Source organism: Streptomyces sp. NPDC051133, from assembly GCF_040682635.1.
GTDB lineage: Bacteria > Actinomycetota > Actinomycetes > Streptomycetales > Streptomycetaceae > Streptomyces.
In genome coordinates, this window is record NZ_JBFBBK010000002.1 from 141,579 (window position 1) to 164,319 (window position 22,741).

Annotated in this window: 22 protein-coding genes; all 22 read right to left on the reverse strand. The window is 69.9% G+C overall.

Features of this window, described 5'->3' with window-relative positions; all coding sequences use genetic code 11:
• Window positions 1-40: 40 nt before the first annotated feature.
• Window positions 41-3,646: a phage tail tape measure protein gene (locus AB0N17_RS02910; protein ID WP_366009294.1), complete on the reverse strand. Its 3,606-nt coding sequence runs from the start codon at window positions 3,644-3,646 to the stop codon at window positions 41-43.
• A 49-nt stretch (window positions 3,647-3,695) separates the two neighbouring features.
• On the reverse strand, window positions 3,696-4,151 hold the full coding sequence (locus tag AB0N17_RS02915) for a hypothetical protein (protein ID WP_366009295.1): 456 nt from the start codon (window positions 4,149-4,151) through the stop codon (window positions 3,696-3,698).
• Between the two features lie 229 nt (window positions 4,152-4,380).
• Complete coding sequence (locus tag AB0N17_RS02920) at window positions 4,381-4,740, reverse strand: hypothetical protein (RefSeq protein WP_366009296.1); 360 nt, start codon at window positions 4,738-4,740, stop codon at window positions 4,381-4,383.
• Between the two features lie 35 nt (window positions 4,741-4,775).
• Window positions 4,776-6,017: a phage tail tube protein gene (locus AB0N17_RS02925; RefSeq protein WP_366009297.1), complete on the reverse strand. Its 1,242-nt coding sequence runs from the start codon at window positions 6,015-6,017 to the stop codon at window positions 4,776-4,778.
• Between the two features lie 3 nt (window positions 6,018-6,020).
• Window positions 6,021-6,386, reverse strand: coding sequence for a hypothetical protein (locus tag AB0N17_RS02930; RefSeq protein ID WP_366009298.1), 366 nt, complete (start codon window positions 6,384-6,386; stop codon window positions 6,021-6,023).
• 51 nt (window positions 6,387-6,437) lie between these two features.
• Entirely contained in the window at window positions 6,438-6,974 is a 537-nt protein-coding gene (locus AB0N17_RS02935) for a hypothetical protein (RefSeq protein WP_366009299.1), read from the reverse strand.
• Window positions 6,975-6,977: 3 nt separating this feature from the next.
• Window positions 6,978-7,868 carry a hypothetical protein gene (locus AB0N17_RS02940; protein WP_366009300.1) on the reverse strand — a complete coding sequence of 297 codons (891 nt, stop codon included), beginning with the start codon at window positions 7,866-7,868 and terminating at the stop codon, window positions 6,978-6,980.
• A gap of 18 nt (window positions 7,869-7,886) precedes the next feature.
• Entirely contained in the window at window positions 7,887-8,189 is a 303-nt protein-coding gene (locus AB0N17_RS02945) for a hypothetical protein (protein WP_366009301.1), read from the reverse strand.
• A gap of 37 nt (window positions 8,190-8,226) precedes the next feature.
• Window positions 8,227-8,757, reverse strand: coding sequence for a hypothetical protein (locus tag AB0N17_RS02950; RefSeq protein WP_366009302.1), 531 nt, complete (start codon window positions 8,755-8,757; stop codon window positions 8,227-8,229).
• Window positions 8,757-9,026 carry a hypothetical protein gene (locus AB0N17_RS02955; protein WP_366009303.1) on the reverse strand — a complete coding sequence of 90 codons (270 nt, stop codon included), beginning with the start codon at window positions 9,024-9,026 and terminating at the stop codon, window positions 8,757-8,759. Before AB0N17_RS02955 ends, AB0N17_RS02950 begins: the two co-directional genes overlap by 1 nt.
• A gap of 68 nt (window positions 9,027-9,094) precedes the next feature.
• Window positions 9,095-10,813 carry a hypothetical protein gene (locus AB0N17_RS02960; protein ID WP_366009304.1) on the reverse strand — a complete coding sequence of 573 codons (1,719 nt, stop codon included), beginning with the start codon at window positions 10,811-10,813 and terminating at the stop codon, window positions 9,095-9,097.
• Between the two features lie 76 nt (window positions 10,814-10,889).
• Window positions 10,890-12,650, reverse strand: coding sequence for a hypothetical protein (locus AB0N17_RS02965; protein ID WP_366009305.1), 1,761 nt, complete (start codon window positions 12,648-12,650; stop codon window positions 10,890-10,892).
• 100 nt (window positions 12,651-12,750) lie between these two features.
• Entirely contained in the window at window positions 12,751-15,447 is a 2,697-nt protein-coding gene (locus AB0N17_RS02970) for a phage minor head protein (protein ID WP_366009306.1), read from the reverse strand.
• Between the two features lie 16 nt (window positions 15,448-15,463).
• Window positions 15,464-16,924 carry a phage terminase large subunit gene (terL, locus tag AB0N17_RS02975; RefSeq protein WP_366009575.1) on the reverse strand — a complete coding sequence of 487 codons (1,461 nt, stop codon included), beginning with the start codon at window positions 16,922-16,924 and terminating at the stop codon, window positions 15,464-15,466.
• An 18-nt stretch (window positions 16,925-16,942) separates the two neighbouring features.
• Window positions 16,943-17,617 carry a hypothetical protein gene (locus tag AB0N17_RS02980; RefSeq protein ID WP_366009307.1) on the reverse strand — a complete coding sequence of 225 codons (675 nt, stop codon included), beginning with the start codon at window positions 17,615-17,617 and terminating at the stop codon, window positions 16,943-16,945.
• A gap of 60 nt (window positions 17,618-17,677) precedes the next feature.
• Entirely contained in the window at window positions 17,678-17,998 is a 321-nt protein-coding gene (locus AB0N17_RS02985) for a hypothetical protein (RefSeq protein WP_366009308.1), read from the reverse strand.
• A 14-nt stretch (window positions 17,999-18,012) separates the two neighbouring features.
• Window positions 18,013-20,595, reverse strand: coding sequence for a hypothetical protein (locus AB0N17_RS02990; protein ID WP_366009309.1), 2,583 nt, complete (start codon window positions 20,593-20,595; stop codon window positions 18,013-18,015).
• A gap of 27 nt (window positions 20,596-20,622) precedes the next feature.
• Entirely contained in the window at window positions 20,623-21,261 is a 639-nt protein-coding gene (locus tag AB0N17_RS02995; protein ID WP_366009310.1) for a hypothetical protein, read from the reverse strand.
• Window positions 21,262-21,263: 2 nt separating this feature from the next.
• Complete coding sequence (locus AB0N17_RS03000; RefSeq protein WP_366009311.1) at window positions 21,264-21,482, reverse strand: hypothetical protein; 219 nt, start codon at window positions 21,480-21,482, stop codon at window positions 21,264-21,266.
• Between the two features lie 176 nt (window positions 21,483-21,658).
• Entirely contained in the window at window positions 21,659-22,024 is a 366-nt protein-coding gene (locus tag AB0N17_RS03005; RefSeq protein ID WP_366009312.1) for a hypothetical protein, read from the reverse strand.
• The gene (locus tag AB0N17_RS03010; protein ID WP_366009313.1) at window positions 22,021-22,449 is read right to left on the reverse strand and encodes a hypothetical protein; all 429 of its coding nucleotides are present in this window, start codon (window positions 22,447-22,449) and stop codon (window positions 22,021-22,023) included. The genes AB0N17_RS03005 and AB0N17_RS03010 overlap by 4 nt, the downstream gene beginning before the upstream one ends.
• A 75-nt stretch (window positions 22,450-22,524) precedes the next feature.
• Window positions 22,525-22,740, reverse strand: coding sequence for a MerR family transcriptional regulator (locus tag AB0N17_RS03015; protein ID WP_366009314.1), 216 nt, complete (start codon window positions 22,738-22,740; stop codon window positions 22,525-22,527).
• Window position 22,741: the final 1 nt, after the last annotated feature.

Here is a 22,741-nt window from a genome sequence, read left to right on the forward strand (position 1 = left end):
ACCAATCTGGCGCCCGGTGGCGCCCTCGATCCGAACTTCGTCAGCGCTTGTACGAGGGGTACGTGGTGGGGTTTCGCATGCCGCGCCGCAGGAACGCCGCCTCGATGTCCTTCGCCAGCTTGTCGACGGTCGTGACGTTGCCTTCGATGTGGAACTCGAAGCGCTGGTTGACGACCGTGGGCCCAGCGCCCTGGCGAGCCGTGGCCAGGCCGCCGCCGGCGAAGGTGCCCGCCCCGACCATCTGCCCGGCGAGCCGGTTCACCGCGTTGGTGGCATGGTGCGCGCTGCCGTCGACGCCCTTGGCGAGGCCCTTGGGGATCCACGTGGCGATCTCCTCGAAGACGCGGCTGGGGCTGTGAATGCCGAGTGCCTTCTTGATCGCCTTCTGCATGGCTTTGGCGATCTTCATCATCTGCTTCTCGATCGCTTTCTCCTGCGACTGCAGGCCCTTGACCAGGCCCTGAGCGGACTTGATCCCGGCTCCGTACATCGCATCCGCCACGGCCTTACCGGCGTTGTCGGCCGCAGACTTGGTGGTCTTGTTCAGTGCGTTGATCTGGTCGATCTGCCCCTTCGAGGCGCCGGCCAGAGCGGCGGCTGTCGCCCCGCCCTGGTCCACGCCCGCGGCCGCGATCTGGGCGATCAGGTCCGCGCTCAGTCCCTTTTTCTTCAGGGCCTGGAGCTGGGCGGCGAACTGCACAGCCTTCTGCATCTGGTCGCGCATCTTGTTGACCACGTCCTGCGCGGTCAGAGCGAAGCCCTCCTGCGGGGCCTCGGTAACGATGCTGAAGCCCTGCATGATGCCGGAGGAGACGTTCTTCACCTCGTCGGACCACTGCTTCTGCAGGTCCGCGAGCTTCTTCTGCGCCGTCTTGATCTTCGCGGCGACCGAGTCCCGCTTCGCCGCCAGCCCACGCATCACCTTGTCTTCCTTACGGGCGTACGCTTCGAGCCGCTTGATGGTGTGCTCGTGCGCGGTCACCCAGGCATTCATCGCCCGGCCCTTGCGCCCCCTTCCTCCCGACCCCCGCAGGTCCGCGACCCTGTTGTACGTCTGCTGGAGCAGTGTCTCGATCCGGCGGGTCGCTGCCTTCACCTTCGCCGTGGACCCGGTGAGCCCGTCGACCAGGCCCTCGTTGACGTAGATGCCGAGGGACCGGAACACCTTCGAAGGGCTGGCGATGCCGAGTCGCTGACGGAACGAATCCTCCACGGTCGCGCCGACCTTCGCGGTTGTGGCGGCGAGCTTCGGCAGGTGGCTGTTGATGCCGTCGACGAGCCCCTGCATGATCATCTGACCGGCGGGGGTCAGCATGACCTTGTCGTACGAGGGCGGACCCTTGTGGGAGGTGATGAACGAGCCGACGCTGCCCAGTACATTGCCGAGGCTGCCGAGCGCGGACTTGATACCGGAGATCAGGCCGCTGATGATGCTGGCACCCGCGTGGACCAGCAGGCGTCCCAGGTTGCCGAGCGCTGACGTGATCCGGCCCGGGATGCCCTTCACCCACGACAGCAGCGCAGACCCCTTGCTGACGGCCGCCGACTTGAAGGAATTCCAGGCAGCCGAGGCCTGCGATGCCAGGCGCCCTGCCAGGCCGGCCAAGTAGCTGACGATCCGGCCGGGCAGTGCCTTCACCCAGTTCAGCAGGCTCGTCCCGAACTTGACCGCCCAGTGCCAGCCGTCCGCAAAGCCCTGCGAGATCGACTTCCAGGCCCCGGTCACACGGCCGACCGCCTCGCCGAGTTTCCCGACGATCCAGTCGAGCACCTGCTTGATCCCAGTCCAGGCTGCCTCCGCCACCGACACGATCGACGACCAGGCGCCCTTCACCATGTCGCGGAACCAGGCGAAGTGATTCCACGCGTAGATGAGCGCTCCGACGAGCGCGGCCAGCGCCAGCACGATCAGCATGATCGGGTTGGCGTCCATCGCCACGTTCAGTGCCCACTCGGCGATCGCTGCGGCCTTCTCCGCGATCGCGGACGCGATCAATGCGACCTTTTCCGCCGTCCACGCCGCAGCGGCCCGTAGGGCCGTCAGCGCGGACGCGGCCATGCTGCGCAGGAACTGCAGTGCCTGCACCGAGGCGGCCTTCATCGCCGAGCCGACACCCTTGATGCCGTTGACCAGGCCGGTCCAGGCGGCCTTACCGGCCGTGGCCGAGATCCGGCCGACGCTGGTGGCGAACGTCTTCACGGCTCCACCAGCAGTCTTCGCACCGGACACCACCGCGTCGAAACCCTTACGGAGCTTGCCACCGAAGGTCCCCGCGAGACCCGTCGCGTCATCCGCGGCAGCCGATGCGCTACGGAACCCGCGCGCCACGTTGAGGCCGGCCTTGACCGCGCCGACCCCCATCTTCCCGAAGCTCACGACCGTCTTCGCGGCCGACATGACCAGCTTCGTGGCGTAGGCGACGACGGAGAGCGCGAGCACGCCACCGATGACCTCTGCCAAGGCGACGGCCACCTGCTGGTGCTTCGTGAACCACGTGATCACCGAGGTGACGATCGGGATCAGTTTCGTGCCGAGTTGGATCATCAGGCTGTCGAAGCCTGCCTTGAGTTGCTTGACCTTCTGGCCCAAGTTGGCCTGGACCTCGGCGAAGCCCTTGACCTTGCCGGAGCTGTCGGTCGTGGACTTGGCCATCGCCTTGATCGTGGCGGCGGTGTCCTTGAAGTTCTCGCCGGTCGTCGTCAGGGCCGCGTTCGCACCGGGCGCCGTACCCATGAGCCGCTTCAGCGCGGCAGCGAACTCCGGGGTGCCTTCCTTGCCCGCCTTGGACGCCTTCTCGGACAGGTATTGCATGGCGTCTGTCAGGCCGTTGGGTCCGTGGAGCTTCTTCGACACTTCACTCGCTGACACCCCGAACTCGGAGAACGCCTTCTGCATGGGCTTCGTCGGGTTGAGGAGCGACCGCAGGGCCTGCGCGAGGTTCTGGCTCGCCCTTTGGGCGGTGAACCCGTGATTGGTCATCTCCGCGAGGGCCGCGCCTGCGTCGTTGAAGCTGATGCCGGCCGCCGAGGCGGCCGGGATGATGTTGGCGAACGCGGAGGAGAAGTCCTCCAGGCTGACCTTGCCGTGCGCGACGGCGGTGATCATCTTGGAGGTGATGTCGCCCGCGTGACTGGCGCCGAGGTGGTAATCCTTCAGGACGTCCGTGAGCGCCTTCGCGACGGTCGTGGTGTCGGCGCCCTCGGCAGCCGCGCCCTGCGCCGACGCCTTCAGCACGGTCAGGCCATCGGCCGCGTGGTAGCCAGCCGCCTCCACGTAATACATGGCGTGGGCCAGGTCCGTCGCCTTCACACCGACCTGACCGGCCATGTCGAGCAGGCCCTTGCGGACCATGCCCAGCTTGTCGTCGGTCTCCCCGGCGGAGGTGACCAACTGCGTGGTGGCCGTCTGGAACGCGGACGCCATCTTCACCGAGGCGACAGCCGCACCGACCCCGATGATCGAGACCGAGCGGCCCAGCCGCGCCATGCCCGCAAACGCCGTGGCCCCGGCGGACTTCAGGCCTGTGGCCGTGCCGTCGATCTGCGTGCGCGCCTCACGTAGCGTGCCGCGCAGCTGGGTCATGTCGCCGAGCAGCCGGACGACGACCGGCGGCAGGAGCCCTCCGCCTCCACCTCCTTCGGACACGGCACCCCCTTCATGAGTTGGGCGCCGTGAGCGCGTGAGGGGGGATGGGTCAGTGCGCGAGGACGGCGCGCCACGCCGCTTGATAGGCGGCCGCGAGTGCCCCGCTCCGGGCGAGCTTTTCGAAGGCGGGCTGCACGTACGGGCGGGCCGGCAGGACGGTGGCATCGCTGCGGCCGGTGACGCCGCCCAGCTCTTGAATGCGGCCGTACACGGCGGTCGGGCCGATCTGCGACTCGAAGCGGCCCAGCCCGAGCGGATGTGGGCCATCCACTGTGATGGACCGGCGCAGCGTGCCCGATACCAGGGACGGTGGCTCTCCGGGCGAGGACGGGGTCGGCGTCCCGCGCTGGTGGCTGGAGGTGGCCAGCTGCTGCTTGATCTCCCGCTCCAGCATGTGCGACGCCGTCGCGGTCGCTTTCCGCGTGGCCGTGTTCAGCGCTGTGGCCAGACCCTCAATGGCCGCGTTCAGCTGGGCCAGGCCGTGGAACTCAACGCCGCCGGCCATACGGATCACCTCCGGTCGGCGTCCCGCATGGCCTTCTCGTGAGCGGCTTCCCGGGCCGCGTCGACTTCCGCAGCCATCAGCGGCAGCCATGTGTCGACCCAGGCGGGGAGGTTGTCGACTTGCTCGGGCGTCCACTTGTATCGCTCGGCGTACCAGAGGTAGTCGTACGCCTCGTCGACGGGTGTGATCGGGTGCCCGTCGGGGATCTTGTGTCCCTCCAGCCGTGCTCTCAGTCGGCGGAGGGCTCGGTAGGGGACGCCGGATCCGTCGCATCCTTGACTGGGTCGGGCTTGTTCGGGAACAGCTTCAGCCGGATCGGTTCGATGGCCTCGGTGATCGCGTCGTCGTCCTCCAGCGGAAGCAGGTCCAGGCTCCCCGGGGACTCGCTGGGGATGGGCAGGCTGTACGACCAGTCGATGACGAGGACCCGCAGCAGGCCGTTGATCATGTCGAGGCCCGCGCCCATCGTTTCTTCCGGGTCGCGGATGGCCCGGAGAACGGACTGACGGTCGCCGCGGCGCAGCGTGTTCGGATCCTTGAGCTGGATCCAGGCGCCGGAGGGCAGCTTGATGCGTTCGGTGGTGGACATGGGCGGGTGCTCCCGTGGGTGCTCGGGTTGTGGGACTAGAAGGTGCCGGCGGCGACGTTGTTGGTGAGGCTGAGCTTGATCGGGCTGTAGCCGCCGCTGCCGCCGGAGTTCACGGTGTTCGGCAGGGCCGTGAAGCTGTTGCCGTATTCAACGGCGCTCTTGGATCCGTCGGGCTCGCTGTCGGTGAAGGCGGCGATCTGGCAGTCGATCTGGAAGGTGACCTTGTTGAGGCCGCTCAGCCCGTTGTCGAGGACGATCTGCAGCTGCGGCTGCGTGTTGTTGAGCATGTACAGCAGCGGTGACTCGTCACTCGCGACGAAGTTCAGCTTGCCCTCGACGCTGATGCCGCCGCGCTGGATGACGTAGGGGTTCTGGCTGCCGGTGACCGTGTAGTACGGGTTGAGCTCGCGCTTGATGGTCAATTCGCCGTCGGTCACCGTGTTGATCAGGGTTCCGCCGGTCGCGGGTCCGCCGATACCGACGAGCATGCGCCACGAGGCGACCGGCAGCACGGTGGAGGGGTTGGCTGTCGGTGCCGAGCCGAGGGCCACGGACGGCCAGGTGGTGGCCTTCCCTGACCAGGTGAGCAGCTCCGACTCGGCGTTCCACTTCAGGCCGATCTCGGAGAAGCAGGCGCCCGGGTACTGGCGTGCACCGGACGTGGCGGTCGGACCGAGGAAGTGCGTAATCGTGTGGGAGATCGGCTGGCCGCTACCGGAGTTGAGGAGGCTGTGGGCCTGTGTGAACGGGCCGGTGACCGGCTGCACGGCCTGCGCGCTGGCGTGCGCGTAGGCCAGTCCCCCTGCCGGCGTGGCCAGCGGGATCGTGTACGGGCCGCTACCGGTCGGCGTGCCGGTGGTGAACACTTCGGCCGTGGCACCAGACCCGATCTGTACGACGGTTCCGTTCGGAATCGTGGCGACCGTTGAAATGCTCGTGGCTCCGGCCGCCGCCGACGCGGACAGCGTGGTGCCACCAGTGCCCGTGGAGGTCCCGACGACGGCCATGTCCCCCAGGATGTTCCTGAGGAAATAGCCCAGCCCGTCGCCGTAGGCAGGGCCGCCGAGCTCCAGCTCGGCGACCTTGACGCCCTGGATCTTGGCGTAGGCGTCGGAGACCATGCTGCCGCGCCACGACTTGTCGTCGAGCCAGGTCGGGTTGTCCTTCGGCTTGACTTCGTTGACGAGGACGGTCGCGGTCATAGCGACCGGGGTGCCCTGCGCGGACTCGTTGGCGATGCCGACGAACTGCTTGGCCGGGGCGAATGTGGTGGGCACCGGTCACTCCTCGCTGATGAGAGGCCCGGCGTTGTCCGCGGCCTGGTTGGGCTTGGTCTTGCGGGTCTTCTTCCAACGGCCGTCGTCCGGCGGCCCGAACGGCCAGTCGAAGACCGTGGCGTCCACGGCGGGCTCACCGGGCTCGTCGTCGGTGGCCGGGCGCCCGGACCGTGCGGCGCGGGCGGTGAGGGGAACGTGCGGGTAGACGCAGTCGTCGGTGTGGACGTACTCGTACACGCCCGGCTCGGGCCCGGCCGGCGGGTCGGTGGCCGCGGGAGCGTCGGATGCGGACTCGGCGGCCGGGACGGCAGCTTCGTCCTGCTGCGGCGTCGGCTCGGTCGAGTCCTGTCGGGACTTGGCAGTAGGCATGCGGACTCCGCAGGCAGAGAAGGTGGTCAGAAGGACGATGGGGCGGGTCGGCTACGCGTTGACGAACTCGATCGCCGCGAAGGTCACTTCGAGGTAGCTCTTGGTCAGCTCGGCCTTGGTCTCCGGCTGGCTGTACCGGACGTCGATGCCGTCCATGCCGCCGTCGATGTGCTCGCCTGCTTGGAAGACGGCATCGCCGAGCGTCCGGGACAGACGCATGTGTTCCACCAGCGCGTCCCTGAGGGCGTGGACGTCATCCTGGGCGTCCTCGGCGTACGGGGTGCGGGAGCGGATGTAGCAGCAGAGCTGAACCTCGTAGATGATCTGCTTCATGCCGCTGTGCTCGCCGCCGAGAGCGATACGGCGCTCGCTGTGCCGGGGAATGTAGACGACGATCTGGCAGCCGGTGCGGGCGCCGTCCGGCAGCCCCCAGAAATAATCCTGGTGGTCGTCTCTCTTCGGCCAGGCGCGCCGCACGACGCCCACGCCGGCCGAGGAGAGCGGAGAGGAGCGGTAGGTGCGGGTTGCCTCGTCGTAGGGGCCGCCGAAGTAGCGGCACATGCCGTCCAGCGCTGTCTGTACGCTCACGGCTCACCTCACTCGGCCGTAGGAGCTGAGGATGCGACGGGCCTCGTCGACCAGGCCTTGACCGGTCTTGCGGGAGTCGCTTCCGCGCGTAGTGGAGTTCGTCGAGGCATCCGGGAATTCGTCCTCCGCGGATGTGTCCGGGCGCAGCAGCAACGCTGTCGTGTATTTCACGACCGCCAGGCGCACTTCGGCCGGCAGCCCGGACAGGTCGTGGCCGGCGTCATGGGCGAAGAGGAGCGGCGACGCCAGCAGCACGGTGGACGGCGTAGGCGCAGTGGCTGGAACGGGGGCCTGCCACAGCGGGGAGACGGTGATCGTCTCCTCGCGGCCCGGCTCCCAGATCCGGTACTGGCCTCCGGGCTCCATGCCGGTCGGGTCCGCCACCGAAATACTCGTCGCCCCCTGCACGGCGGCGGCCGTGAGTTGGGTGGCCACTGCCCCGGCGACGTACGAGGTCCGTACGAACAGCTCCGCCCCCGGTGCAGTGCCGAACCCCATCTGTAGGGATCCGCTCCATGCCGTGGACGTGCCAGCCATGGGAATGACCAGGTTGGAGCCGTCTTCGACCCAGGCCTGTGGCGAGGTGAGCGCGGTAAGTGACGTTGGCGACGAGCCGTACGACACAGCCGTGACCGTGCTCACCGGGCCGTGATCGGCGTGAAGCCGGAGCATTCCGGAGCGGTCGGTGCGCACCCGGGTGGACTGCGTGTGCAGGTGCGCGCCGAGCGGCTGGTTGCACTCGTTGTCCGCCCACGCTGAGGCCTGCAGCAGCAGGGTGGTCAGCTCGGCTTCCTGCGCGGCCGGGTCCGGGTTGCCGGTGACGAGGCCGTCGAGATCGAGGTAGGTGGGGTGGGCGCGGAACGCCGCGGCGGACACGTACGGTGTGGCGGGCACGCCTACCCTCCTCTCAGCTCAGGAGCCTTCGCGGGCCCAGGTGCCGTGGGTGCAGCCGACCGCGAAGGCCTGCGCGGGCCAGCCGTTCGGGAAGCATTCCTGGCAGAGGCCGTCCTGCAGGTCGCTGCGCTCCGGGGTGCCGTCCTCGCCACCAGCTGTCTCCGGCTCGTCCGGCTCCGCCGGCTCCTTGGGCTCCGTGTCCTCGGCCTTGGGCGTGGTCTCGTCGGCGGCGGTGTCCTGCGGCTCCGTCTGCGGCTCGGTCGCGGGCGGTTCGTCGGCCGGCTTGCGCGTGGCTGCGGTGGTTTTGCGTGCGGCTGCCATGGGGATCGCTCCTTGTCAGGCGGGAGGCAGTTATGGGTCAGCCGCGTGAGGCGACGGACCCGGAGAAGGTGACGGACGTCGGCGAGCCGGCGTACGTCCAGCCGAACTGCGCCTGGGTGGTGAGCACGGCGGGGAAGCCGCCGGCGCCATTGGAACCTCCGGACTGGCCCGGGCCGAGCGACGCGGACAGCTGCTTGGTGGTGTTGATCGCGCCGGACGTCCAGATCGGATACCACAGACCGTCGCCGCCCAGCCGGTTCAGAAAGAAGGTCACGCTGGGCGAAGAGCCGCCGGTGAAGGTGGTGACGTTGATGTCGATGGCGACGCTGCTGTAGCCGACGGTGAAGAACGAGTCGCCCGTGTTCGGCCCCGTGCGCGCCTGAGGCGGGTAGACGAGGGGGACGGTGGCGCCGCTGGCGAGGGACCAGGTGCCGTCGCCGTTGTCGGTGCTGCGGAGCAGGCGGCCCTCGCCGTCCGTGAGCGCGACGGCCATGGCCGCGGGGCTGCTCGGGTTGGAGGTGCCTTGGGTGACGGCGGGGTGAGCGGACCCGGAGACGATGCTGGCCATCAGGGTTCCCTCTCGCAGGTGTCGCCGCAGCGGGAGCACGTCTTGAAGAACGCCCCGAATCCGCAGCTGGTGCAGCGGTATCCGCCGCGGGTGCGGCCGCCGAGGTTGGCGGGGAAGGCACCGTACTCGCGGAGCGCGCGCTCGTGCTGAGGGTTGTCGACGGTCACGCTGCCGTCGCGGCCGGGGGTGTAGGCAGTGGTGGCGCCGGTCTGGGCGCCTTGGATGTCGATGCCGCGGCAGGCGCCGTCGGGCATGCACAGTCGTGCCACGGTCTGCTCCTGAAGGGTGTCCGCGGCCCCCGCACCCGAGGGGCCGCGGACGATCAGAGGGGGATGGGTCAGACGTTCTTGATGCCGGTGATGGCGCCGTTCCAGGCCGGGGCGTAGCAGAGCAGCGTTCCGAACCAGTAGCTCGAGGACTCGAAGGCGAACTGGTTGACGGGCCAGTCGATGCCCATCAGGTCCTGGACGTTGAACACCGACCAGATGTCGGAGACCTCGCTGTCCGGGATGGGCAGGCTGTCGGAGAGGATCACCGAGTTGCCCTGCGGCATCCACGGGTGGACCTCGACCGAGACGCCCTTGCCCGTGACCTCGTTGATGATCGTGTTGACGACGTCGCCGATGGTCACGCCGGTCAGCTGGTCCTGGGTGATCGTCATCCGGTAATTCGAGGACGACGAGCCCTTCAGCGCGTCGGACAGCTGCTTGCGGTCGGCGCCGTTCAGCAGCGTCCGGTCCGGGTCGGCCTTCACGCTGTTGTAGAGCGAGACGAACGCGTTCTGCCACTCCACGCCCGGGTTCGACGTGGACAGGGCCGCGTTGAGCCGGTTGACGTACCCGGAGTCCGAGCCGGTGCAGATCGGCAGGATGCCGTCGTAGCCGGACGCGTACGCCGTGGTGTCCGCGGTGACGGTCGACGCCGCGGTGCCGGAGGTGGGCAGCGCGCCCTGCAGCGTGAACGTGTTCGTGCCCGACTTGCCCGCGTACCAGCGGGCGGAGTCGCCCGGGTCCGACGCGCCGGTCGACACGTACACCCGCATGCCGGTCGCGCCGGCCGGGAGGGTCACGGTGACGTCGACGACCTGCGTCGAAGGGGCGACGTTCGCGGCCGAGGAGAGCACGGACTGGCCGAAGTCGCCGGCGTCTGAGGTGACCTTGACGTAGATGTTCGTGCTGACACCGGTCAGGGCGGTCTCGCCGGCGGCGGCGGAGCGAGCGGTCAGGGTCAGGCCGGTGGGCGCGGCCAGGGCGCCGAGGAAGCCGTTGCCGGAGGTGCCGCGGCCCATGAGGAGCATGCGTTCCTCCAGCAGCATGCTGGAGTACATGAGGCTGGTGCGGGACAGCTGGCGGATGTCCTGGTAGCCCTGGCCGGAGTACTGCGCGGACCAGGTGACCTGGTCCGACACGGAGAACTGGCTGTAGGCGACGTTCTTGTCGTAGCCCGCGTACGAGATCTTCGGGCCGCGCGCGTAGTACAGGGAGTTGCTGGCGCCGGACGGGGCGAAGTTGTTCTGCGTGGTGTCGGCGATACCCGGGTGGATGTTTCCGACGCCACCCGTGCCCGTGCCGGAGAACCCGCTGATGACCTTGAACCGGTGGCTCAGGCCGATGCCCTTCTTCCGCGGGATCCGGTTCCGCAGCGGAGTCGGGCGCGGCGTCAGCATCTTCGCCGGCGCCTCCAGGTCGAAGGCGACCAGGCCGCCCGAGACCGGGCTGGAGGTGGTGATGTCCTTGACGAGGTCGGGCTGCTGGGCCTTCAGCTCGTCCAGCGCGCCGGAGATGGACGCCAGGGACGCGGCGGACAGGCCCTTGACCAGGTCCGGGCTGGACAGGGTCTTGGTGAGCGCGCCGTACGCCGTGGTCGGCTGCTGCTCGAAGCTGATGCCGCGGCCTTCGGTGAACGCCTGGACGACATCAGCCGGGCCGAGGGTACGGGTGGGCGCCTGGTCGACGGCCGCCATCAGCTCGTCGAAGCGGGAGGACACCTCGGCCTTGGAGAGGGTCGGGGCCTCGGGGGAGTCACCGAAGAGGACTTCGGCGCGGGGCAGAGCCATCGCTGGCTCCTTTCATGCGAAAGGCCCCGTGCGGGGCCGGAGCTGGAGAAGGGTGAAGGGTGAAGGGTGCAGGGGGTCAGGCGTCGGCCTTGGCCAGTAGGGCCTTGGCGCGGTCGCGGTAGCCGTCGCGGAGGTCGCGGTCGGACACCTGGTCGGCCTTGGCCATCAGGGTCTGGGCTTCGTGCCGCATGCGGTCGGCGTCCGAGTTCTTCGCCTGGGCCTGCTGTGCTGCGGTGCGAGTGAGCGCGGGTCCGCCCGGGGTGGGCATGGCCCGAAACTCCTCGATGGCCCGCTGCGCCTTCGCCAGCTCCGCCTCGAGCGCCTTCGTGCGCTCCTCTGAAGCGGTGGTGGCCTCCGCGACTGCGGCCTTGACGAGTTCGGCCACGTCGGCCTTCGTCACTGCGTCGGGCTCCGGGCCGGTCTCGCCGGTTTCGGTGCCGTCGGTGGTGCCGTCCTCGGCCTGCTGGCCGTCGGCGGCAGCCTGCTGCTCCTCGGCGGAAGCAGAAGTCTCGGTGGTGCCGGCCGCGCCAGCACCATCGGTGGTCTCCGCGCTGTCGGACTTCGCGCTGTCGGCGAGGCCCATGTCGGCGTCGCCTTCGCCCGACTGCTCGGCTTCCTCGCGCCGCTTGAACCAGGTGAGGGAGCGCACGGCGGACAGCAGGAGGTCGATGTCGCAGGCCTCGTTCAGATTGCCCTGCGCGAGCGACTCGGCCTCCGAGATGATCAGGCGTGCGATGCAGGCGATCGCCTCGTCCGCGCCGGTGATGTCCTGAACCTCGTCCTCACCACCCGCGGCCGCCGCATCGTCGGTGTTGTCGTCATCGGCCTTCGTCAGCGATGGCGCGAGCGCCCGGGCGTCGCGGAGGATCTGCTCGGCCTTGGCGACCAGCTCCTCGCTGCCGTCGGCCTTGGCCGCGTCCTTCAGGGATCCGTCGGCATTCCAGTTGCTCGGCACCATGGCCTCCAGTCCAAGGGCCTTGGCCCGCTTGATGATGTGCTTCCTGATCGCGGAGTGATCGGCGTTCCCGCGGCCGACGGCCCGGATGGCCTTCCGCAGGTCCGCCTTCGTCTTGATCGGGTACGAGCCGTCCGGCATCGCCGCTCCGGTCCCCGCCGCTGCCCGGCGTCCAGCGGCCGTCGTGTCGGCCTTGACCACGTCTTCCAGCTCGGCCACGCGCGCATCGACGAGACCGCGGATCATGGTCTCGGATACGGTCACCCCGTCGAGCTTCAGCAGGAACGTCGGCGGCGAGATCGCCCCGCCCTGCGCACCCTCGGCCTTAGCCGCCTCGGTGGAAATCGCGGCACCGGCCGACGCCAGGCTGGTCAGTGCCGTGCGTACGCCCTCCGGGAGTCGCTCGTACACGTCGGCGGGGATCCCGAAAGCCTCCGCGTCCGTCTTCTCGACGACCGCGCCCTCCACAACCTCCAGCGCGCCGGCGCCGTCAGCCTTTGCGATCTCGAAGAGCGTGCCGGGGTTGCAGGGCCGGTCGACGACACTGATCTCGCAGATGCTGCCGTCGACGATTTCGCCACCCGGCGCGTCGGCCTTCCCGAGAACGACCCGCGGGTTCTTGATGCCGACGGAGAATCCCTTCAGCACCTTGTTCTTGATCTTCTTGATGGCCGAGTCGTCGACGATGTGCGCGGCGATGTGGTGGCTGCCGTCGGCGGCCTTCGACAGGCCGACGCCGACGCCGACGGCCCGCTTGGCGTCGTGCTGTTCGCGGATGTTCCCGACCTGTGCCCACTCGGGCATGGCCCGGTCCAGCCAGTCGGCGTTGAGGCGCTGCTGGTCCCGGTCGAGATCACTCGACGCTGCGGGCCCGTAGACCATCAGCGTGCCGTCGTCCTGCTCTTCGGTCTTGGTGATCGGCGCCCACGCGTAGGCGACAGTCATCTGGCGGCTCCCTTCGGTGAGCGCGCGATCTGGTGGGTCAGAAACTGCCGATCTCGGGGACGAGGCAGCAGCGGCACAGAGGGTGCTGCGGTGGTGTGGTCACTCCGCCGGGGAAGTACGCACCGAGGCGGATCGGCGAGGTGTCCTCGTTGACGGAGCACGGCATGCACGTGTGCTCGTCGGCGGCCGTCACCCAGGACACGAGCGTGATGCCGTTCGTCCGGTAGATGTCGGCCGTGGCCGCGGACACGGCGCGAGAGATCTCCGTTACGGCCACCATGTCCGCCCACCGGGCATCGTCCAGGACATCTCGCAGGCTGCGCGCGAGGGTGTCCACGCTGTCGCCGCGGGCGAGCGCGTCGGACAGGGCCTTGGCGAGCTTGCCCAGGCGGTTCGCAGCCACCGACCGGATCGTGACGCCGGCCTCGGCCAGGAGCCGCTGCAGTCCGTCGGCGTCACGGACCAGGCTCGCTGCCCGGGCGTCGCCGGGCTTCCAGTTGGACCAGTCGACCGTGGCGTGGCCGCTGACAACGGCCGTGGCGGACCGCTCGCCGATGACGTAGCCCTCGGCGTGCAGCTCGTGGATGAACCCGAGCGCGGTGACAAGGCTGACGCCGTGGGCGGTGAGCCATCCACCGGCGCCGTCTTCGTTGCTGGTCTCGGACTCGTCGTAGTCGGCGTCCTCTACATCGTCAAGGTCAGGCTCGTCGGCCTTGACGACGATGGCGCGTTCCGCGATCCACTGCTCGGCGATCCGCCGGGTGTCGAACGCGTCCCGCATCGCCTTTCGGATCCGTGGCACCCAGTAGGCGACCGCGCGGTGATCCGCTTCCCAGCCGGGCCAGTCACGAGCGACGGCGGCCGTCGGGGCTTTTGGGCCGGCATCAGCCTCCGGCGCGAACAGGACCCACTCGTTGAAGGCCAGGTCGGGGGCGTCTGCCTTGGTGGCCGTCTGAAATTCGAACGGTCTGCTCGGGGAGGGGTTGCGCTTGGCCCACCGTCGGTATGACGCCAGCTCCGCTTTCACCGCGTGGGCCCGGGCGTCGTCGTCCTCCTCTGTGTCGTCGACGTCCGCTTCCGCGTCATCGTCGCTTCCCGGGAGTTTCGCGGGCTGGCCCGCGCCCTCTTTCGGGACGCCGACGCTGGTGCCAGGGTCGGCCCGCTCCGAGGCGCCTTCCAGGATGATCACACCGCGGGTGGTCATGACCATCGGCATGTCTGCCTCGGGGAAGTCGAACCGCGGCTGCCCCATCCTGTCCCGGTCTTCGTTGATCGTCATTCGGCCCCACATGACCCGCTGGCGGGCCACCTCGTCCGCGCCGGCCTCGTCCTCTTCTTCCAGGCCGAGGAACCGGAACTCCAGCTCCTGCGGCATCCGCAGGTGGGCCCGAGAGATCGCGGTCAGGAGCTGCTGTAGCCAGCGCAGCGTCGGTAGCGTCGCCTTGCGCTGCTGGACAGCGGCCTGTCCCTCGTGCCAGCCGGTCGAGCCCAGGCCGCCGGTCTCGGTGAACCCCAGCTCGGCGATAGTGGTGTCGAAGTGCGCGGCCAACAGCTTGATCAGGAACAGGTCGTACTCCGGCTTGTACTTCTCACCGAAGTCCTCCGGGGTCTCGATGTCGAAGCCGGGCGGCAGCACTCGCAGCCGGTGCCGGGCCGCCGTCGACCCCGAGTAGGCGTCGTTCAGCGCGGTCTCGTACTCGGCGAGCTGCGGCGGTGTCCACGACGTCTGGCCGTTGTTCGTGACGAACCCCGCGGGAACCGTGCCCTCGGAGTACTCGTCGCGGATCCACTTCCGGCGCCGCAGCCACACGTCGACGTCCTCAAGGGCCTGTTCGACCGCGGAGTAGCCGTACGGGGTGTGCGCGCGGACATTCCTGCGCTTGTACACCAGCTGGTCCGCGCGGTAGCCGCCGATCACCTCACCGGTGTCGTCGACGTCGGCCACGAACTCGCCGCGGGGGAAGCCCCAAAGGATCTGCTGGTACGCCGGGTTCGGCGGCAGCGGACGGCCGCCGCGGTGGTCGCGCAGCGGCTTGATCGTGGAGCCGTCGAGGACCTCCAGGGCGTACAGGTCACCGCCGTAGGTGAGCCGTGGGTAGATGGCGATGGCGTCGAGGACGAAGTGCTCCTCGAGGATCTTGCCTACCCAGTCTGCGAAGCTCTCGTCCTGGCCGGGGTCGGGCTTCTGCCAAAACCGGGTGCAGCGCACCATCTCGGCGGAGAGCGACTGGCGGAGTTCCTGCTCCACCTCGGCGCGCGGCCGGTCGGATGCGGCCTGCGCGGCCTCCACGGCCTCCTTCGTGATCGTGATCGCCCAGTCGAGCGTGGTCACTTCCGCCTTGCGGATCTCGATGCAGCGGCGCGGCAACCCGCCGGCGTCGGCTGCGTCGCGGAGCACCTTCCAGGGGACGAGCCTGTCGCCGACGCCCGGCAGGTTGCTAGTGACGGGGTACTCGTTGAACCGGGGTTCTGTCCGGCCGTCGGGGCGCAGCGGGTCGATCGCGGCCGGGGAGAGCGGCACGCCCGGCCCGAACGGCACCTGCGGCTCGACACGGGGCAGAGGCTGGAACGTGCCGTCCGTACGAGCGGCCTGCGCGGTCGCGGCCACGAGCGTGCCGACCTGGGCTGGCGTGAAGGTCTGCGCCCCGGCGGGGGCGATGGCCTTCGTGGTGTCGGGCTCGGTGGCCGGCTTCTCCGGGCGGGAGAGCCAGCGGAGCGGGTTCCAGCGGGCCACGGCACCTCCCATCGGGTCAGGCGGTTGCGCTGCTGAATTGCTTGAGCCAGTCCATGGCTTGCTCGACGCCGGTGTGGCTGCCGAGTAGCCGCTCAAGGGCCTGGCTGGTGCAGTCGACCTGGTCGTCGTGGCTGGCGTTCGGGAAACTGGTGTGCTCGACGACGTAGTCGTCGACCCAGGGGGCGAGCGACGGGTCTGGGAGGTAGGCGTTGCCGGACTCCTGGAACGGCGCCACAGCGGAGGCCCGCGCGTATTTCGAGTCCTTCGGGTTGATCGGGATCAGGCCGGGGACCACGGACCGCAGCTGCGCGATGATGGCTGGCCCGTTGGCCTTGTCCTCGACGAGCTTCGCGTGCGTCTGGGGCCACTTGGCCGACAGTGCCTTCACTGCCTGCTGCGTCGCCGGGAAGTCCAGGCGATCCCGGATCTGGTCGAGCAGGTACACGTCGGCGCCGAAGCGGGCCCACACTTGGCCGACGACGAAGTCGGACTTGCGGGTGTCCTTGAAGGCCATGTCCCATGACTGGATCAGCTCGTCCGCGCCATGGACCCACATCGTGCCGTCCTCGCGGCGCACCGCGCGCGGGGCCGTGTACCAGCGCCAGTGTTGCCGCTTGAACAGTGAACCCTCGGCCGGAGCCGGCTTGCCCTGATACAGCGCGGCCCAGGTGCGGGAGCCGACGTCCCGCCGTGTGGCCTCCCAGTCTGCGGTCGTGCGGCCGCGCGCGGAGATCAGGAACTCGCCGGGCGCACGGCCCAGCGGGTCGTCGTCGGTCTCGGCCTGGGCCGGCACGTTGATGTACCGCCACTCCGGCCCCGAAGCCCCAGCCAGGAGCCAGCCAGTCAGGTCGTCCTCATGCCACCGCGTCTGGATGATGATCTGCAGCGCGTCCGGCGCAAGACGGGTCCGAGCGGTGTCCGTGTAGAAGTCCTTGCATGCCTGCCGGTACGCCTCGCTGTCGGCCTCCTTGCGGCCCTTCAGCGGGTCATCGATCAGCAGTACATCGACCGGCCGGCCTGTGAGGGCGCCGCCGATGCCGACGGAGTACACGCCGCCGCGGTGGCCTTCGAGCTGCCACTCGTGCGCGGCGGAGGTGTCGTCCCGGACGACGAGTCCTAGTTCGGGGTGCTCGCGGATGTCGTTGCGGATCGCCCGGCCCCACCGGCGGGCCACGCCCATCTCGTACGAGATGATCGCGATCCGCAGGTCCGGGTTGCGGGTGAGCAGCCACGTCGGAAAGCGGCGCGATGTGCGCTCGCTCTTGCCCTCCTGGGGCGGCATCGACCACATCAGGCGGCGGCAGCGGCCCTCGGCGACATCAACGAGGTTGGCGTCCAGCAGATCCAAGGCGGCGGTCTGTACCGTGTGCGGGTCCATGTGCCGGGCCAGCGCGCCGGGCGTGGCCCACCGCTGGTGTGCGCTGGCCGGCTCGAACGCGCGGGCGGCGTACTCAGCCCAGTCGAGGGCGGCGGTCATAGTCACCACCCCGATCGTTCAGGAGGCGAGGGCGCGCAGGTGCCGCGGCACGACCTCCGGGACTCGGGCCTCCTGCTCCGGCGTGAGCTGAAGGTCGCCGAGGATAGCCCGGATCGCCTGCGCGACGAGCGCGCCTTGCTGCTCCGCGAGCCGGATCCGACGCTCCTCGATCCCGGCCTTGATCGCCTCGGCGCACACCTTCACCAGGTGCGCGCGCTCCTGCTGGTACAGCTTCAGCCAGATACTCGGAGCGGCTTCCTCGGTCGTCCCGAAGTCCTCGCCACCGTGCTTCTCCCGCGTCTTGCCCCAGACCAGAGGGTGCTCACTGTCCATCCCAGAGGCGACCGCAGCACCCTCGATCTCCTGCACTCGCTCACGCAGCCAGGCGACGTGGCCAGCGGTCCACTGGACTTCTTCGAGGAGGGCCTCGGTTGCCGTCGTGTTGATCTTCCGGCCGTAGGTTTCCACGATGGCCCGTGCCTTCTCCTCGGTGAGGCGTTCCTGCGCCTTGGCCACGTTCTGGGGCGCGTTACCGCCGTGAAAGCGGCAGATGTGCTGCCCCGGCCTGGAGGCCTGGCCGCACTGTTTGCCGGTCTTCTTCGAGCGGCCCCAGCAGCGGGGTTTCCCGTCCTTCAAGTACGGCTCGAACCCCTCAGGGATTTCCCGGTCCCAGCCGCGGCCGCGCTGCCCCATCACGCGACTCCGGACTGTTCGGCACGTGGTGGCGTAGTGAGGGTGTCCACGCCGGCCTCCTCATGTGACGTTGAGTTGCCCGACGGGGATGACCGGCTGCTCGGGGTTGTCGGTGATCCGGACCCACATGGCCCACTTCCCGACGGTGAGCGCGGGCCCGGTGCTGCCGGGGCCGACGAGGACTTGCGCCCGGTAAGCGATCGTGCCGGGGATCGGGCTGGTGCCGTCCCAGGTGCCGGTGTACCAAGTGGTGGGACGGTCCGAGACGCTGGTAAAGGCGAACTCCACCACGTCGGTGGTGGGGTTGTACACCTGGCCTTGGACGGTGACGTCGACGGTGACCTGGATGTACTGGCGGGAGTCGCGGTCGATGCTCAGCATCCGTGGCCCCCTTGTCAGTCGTCTGAGGTCCAGCGGCTGCCGGAGATACGGGCCCGCCAACGGGCGGCGAGCTCGTGAAGTGGCCAGCGCGGCTGGGTCTGTTCGGCCGTCCACCTACTGGTGATGCTGTGCGCGGTCCAGCGAGCGAACGGTCCGGCCACGCGGATAGTGAGGTCGCGCAGCGGCCGGAACACCTGCACGGCCACCGCGGTGACGACGGAGGCTGCGGCCGCCAGGAGGACGGCGAACCCGCGCGCGATGCTCGCCGTGGCGCTGCCAGTTGCCGACGCGGCCGTGGTGCGGGCTGTCCGCCGCTGCAGCAGGGCGGCGCCGAGTACGTCCGCGCGCCGGGTGAGCGCGGCGGCCCGGGCCATGGCCCGGCTGGTGGTGGCGTTGGCAGCGTGGACGAGCACCGCGCCCCGCAGCATGCGGACGCTGACCGTGGCGCTCGCTTCGAGGAGCAGCTCGAGCGTGGACCGCATCACCGTGACCGCCGTGCCCGCCGCGGCCCCGGCGGTGAACGGGCGGCCGATCGTACGGGCGACGTCGCGCACGCTGCTCGCCGCGGTGGTGATGGTCTGGGCGAGGGACCGGCCGAGCGTGCCGGCCCCGGTGGCGGTCGCACCGGCCGTCAGCCGAGGTTGCCGGGTGAGGCCGCCGCCGGCGCTGCTCGCCGCGCCCACGGTGGTGCTGGTACGCCGTCCGAGGGCGCCGGTTGCGAGGGCCGAGGCCGGGAGGTTCAGGAGCGTGGCCCGGGAGACGGTGAGCGCGCGGCCGACGGTCGCGGTGACGGTCAGGAGCAGGGACAGGGCGGTGCCCACCATCGTGGCTGCCGTGCCGGTTGCGGCGGTAGCCAGATGGCGGGTGAGGCCTCGGCCGAGTTGTGGGCCGCCTGTGGCGCTGGTCTGCTGGCCGAGGGTGGCACCGCGGGTCATGCTGCCCGCGCCGCTGCCAGCGCCCGGGTAGAGCCGGGAGAGAGCGCGGCGGATGCTGCCCGTCCCGGTCGCCGCGGCAGCGGCGGTGAGGAACGCGGCCCGGCCAATCATCAGCGCCGTGCCGGCCACACTGGCCGCGACCAGGACGACCGTTCGGACGGTGCCCACCACGGCCGCACCGGTGCCGGCGGCTGCCGTGGTCTGGCGCTGTCCGATCGCCCGCGTCACTTTGGTGGCCGCGCCCGCTGCTGCCGCGTAGGTACGGGAGAGCGCGGCCTGAACGGCGAGCGTGGGCGTGGCGGTGGCTGTCGCGGTGTACGCGCGGAGCAGCGCGGCATGCACGGCCGTGACCGGTGCGGCAGCTGCTGTGGCGGTGTACGCGCGGGCGGCGGCCCGGCGCAGGCTTGCTGCGGTCAGGGCAGCGACTGCAGCCAGGGTCCCTACGCCTCGCACGAGTGCGGTTCCGCTGGTTGCCGACGCCGCCAGAATGCGGCCGGTGCCCCGTGCTGCCTGCCCGGCCCCGGTCCCCATCCCGGCCAGTCGGAGGCCCACCAGGCGGGTGAGGAGACTCGTGCCGTGCGCGCTCTGAGCGAGACCGAGTTGCGTGCGCCGGGTGAGGGCGGTCGCGGCCGTCCGGTTGGTCGCCGCGGTCGCGCCAATGCCGCGCCGGAGTGCCGTAACGCCGGAGGGCGCCGTGCTGAGGAGTCGGCCCGGGCCGCGCAGTACCTGCGGCTGCCCGTTACTGCCGCCCGTCAGCGGGAGGGCCACGGCCCGGGCAACGGATCGGCCGCCGACAACAGCGGCGGTCAGCAGCAACACGCGCCCGATGGTCGTGGCCAGGGCTCGTGCTGCCGTAGCTGCGGCGGCGAGCGGCCGGCCCGCGCTACGGACCAGGCTCGCCGCAGCGGTCGAGGCGGTTGCTCGGGCTACTGCTGCGCCGCGGGTGAGGCGTGCGTTGCTCGTGCCGGTGGCCGACTGCACAGGCTTGGCCTGCCGTACCAAGGTGCTCGCCCCGGTAGATGCGCTGGGGAGGCTGAGGGTTCCCGACGCCTGGACGAGCACGCCGAGGCAGGCAACATTGCCCGCGGGGCTCTGCGTGCACGTCGGCGTGGACGCGGCGGCGACGCCCGGGTTCCAGATGACGGCGTTCCCGGCAGCGGTGATCGTGTAGGTGAACCCGGAGGTTGATCCAGCCGCCGCGGTGTTGGAGACGTACGCGTACCCGAAGTAGAGGCGGGCGCCGGCGGTCGGTGTCAGAGTGGGGAACGTGATCGCGGTGGTGGCGGACGCCGCGGTGTTGTCGCCGGTGCCGTCGGCGCCCCACGCGGTGTTCGCGAGGCTGGAGGAGAACTGCTCGGCACACAGCTCCGTGCTGATGCCGGCCACGGACCCGCTGAAGGTGACCGTGATGGTGGTCGGCGTGGTCGCGGCGACCACACCGAGCCAGATCTCCAGCGTGCCGTTCACCGTGACCTCGGAGACCGACGCGATCCGCGACCAGGAGGAGGGGCCGCCACCCGAGACCGACGAGACCGTGATGGTCCGGTCCGCGACGCGCACGGCCAGCAGCCACGCGTTGCCCACGGTCGGGCTGGACACCGTCAGCGTCGTCACGCCGGTGCCGCGCGCGGCCTGCAGAGTCCCGACGGCGGAGATGGTCACGAGGTTCTCCTCCGCGGGCGCCGGCGGTCAGGAGAAGGAGAGCTTTGTCGTCGCGGTGAGCGAATCGCCCGTGTTGAGGGCCAGGCCTGTGAACGAGGCGTGGATCATCAGGTTGCCGTTCGTGACCGCCGTCGAGCCGGGAGTGTTCCCGCCGGTCACGGTCGCACCGCTGGAGTGCGTCGCCGCCGTGCTGCCGTTGACGCCGCGGGTGACGGTCCAGGTGGTGGTGCCCTGGCCGCCGGTGACCGTGAGCACCTCGGAGTCGATCTGGATGTTGTAGTTGCCGCTGCCCGGGAAACCGCTCGCACTGGTGACGCTGATCGAGGTGGCGCCGGTGGTGGAGATCGCTGCCGAGAGAGTCGTCGACTGCGGCTTTGAGGAGGAATCTGACAGGAACGTCTCGGTGATCGTCTGTCCCGAGGCGCTCGTGAGCGTCCCGACGACCTGGTAGGTGTCGGAGGTGCTGGTGGTCGTCACCTGCGAGCTGGTGCCGGCGACCCGGGACTCGGCGGCCTCGGTGAACGGAGCGACGTCAGTGGCAGCCGCGGTGCCAGCGCCGGTGCCCCATCCGAGGTTCTTCGGCTCGGCCTGGGTGGGGCTAGTGCCGATGAGTCGGCCGGCCACGATCTCGCGGCCTTTGCTGGTGAATGCGACCGTGGTGGCCATGGCTACCTCTCCTGCGTGTCGGCGGCTCGGGCCGCGCGGTTGGCCGCTCGTGCGCGGCGGGTGAAGCGGGGCTGTCCCCAGAGCCGCCACCAAGCGCGGCGGAGGGGATTGCGGTGCCAGTACGCGCCAACGCCGAGGTTGACCAGGGTGCCGTCCGCGCGGGTGATGACGAACTCTGTGCGCACGGTTCGGTGGGAGGCCTTGGCGGGAGGCTCCGTCACGGCGCCTCCCCGGGCGGCTTGTGGGCTGCTGCGATGTGGGCGTGGAGTGGGCCCAGGTCGATGACGACAGTGATGGCGTTGCCTTCTCTGCCGCCGTCCTTGACCGGGAGGCTCATCCCTTCTGTGCAGGCCGGGCATTCGACGGGCACGTGCGTACCGAGCAGCGATGCCACCGCTCAGCCTCCCGTCACGTCCAGGGGCTCCAGCGCGATCAGTTGGGTGACGCGGAGCAGACCCGCGCGGGTGGGGTGCGGGTCCCAGGCGATGGCGCCGTCGATCCAGACGACCGCGTGCCGTACGCCGCGTTCGGAGGGCCCCCACGCCATGCCGTACGGCACGTCGGCGTCCGGGCTGCGCAGGATTGGCTGGTAGCGGTGGGCGCGGCAGAACTCGGCGAGCCGCTCTTCCCAGTCCTCGTACTCGACGAAGTGCGGGACGGCGAGCAGCGGCAGTTCGAGGAGCGACGCAACTGCGGCGCGCAGGCAGTCACCGGGCCGGCCGGACGGGTCACCGTGCAGGATCGACTGGGTGACCGGCTTCACCAGGAGCCTGACCAGTCCCCGGGCCCTTGCCACATGGCCTCAACGGTCTCTCGGGTGCGGTGCGCGTCGCACAGAGGTGCTTCGAAGTGGATCGGTGGGATGGACGCACCGCGCTTCGTCGGTACGTCGCAGGGGCTGTCACCAGCGGGCGCGCGGCATCCGGACCAGTCCGCGTACTGCACGTCCAGGCGCAGCTTCTCGAGGAGCACCGTGCGCATGTGGGCGTACGCCTCTTCGGCGGTGTCATGGCCGATCCGCTCCCAGACCGGGGACGCGTCGCGCTGCTCGGCCGGCGTTCGCTGGATCTCCAGCCAGGCGTCTGCGCAGCACTCGGCGTAACGGCCCATGCGGGCGTTGCCGCCGGTGTAGATCCACTTGCCGGCGCGCGGGCCGCGGTCGAGCTGCTGAACGGTGTGGTGCTGCACGAGAGCCCCTCCGTCTTGCCTGGAAGTGGTGATCCGCCGTCGGCTGCGACCCTCAACGCAGCCGACGGCGGACGACTATGTGAGCGCGTGCGTGCGGCCGGCGCGCTGGCGGGTGGACTGCTCGGCCTGGAGGACGTCCATGGCGCGGTAGCGGGGCCAGCCGCGCCGGTTGACCGGGACGAGCTTGCCGCGCCGCTTCCATTGGTAGATCACATCCGTGGTGACCCCTGCGGCTTCGGCGGCTTCGGCCGTGGTCCAGGTGGTGTGCTGGAGGTCTCCATCGAGGTGCATG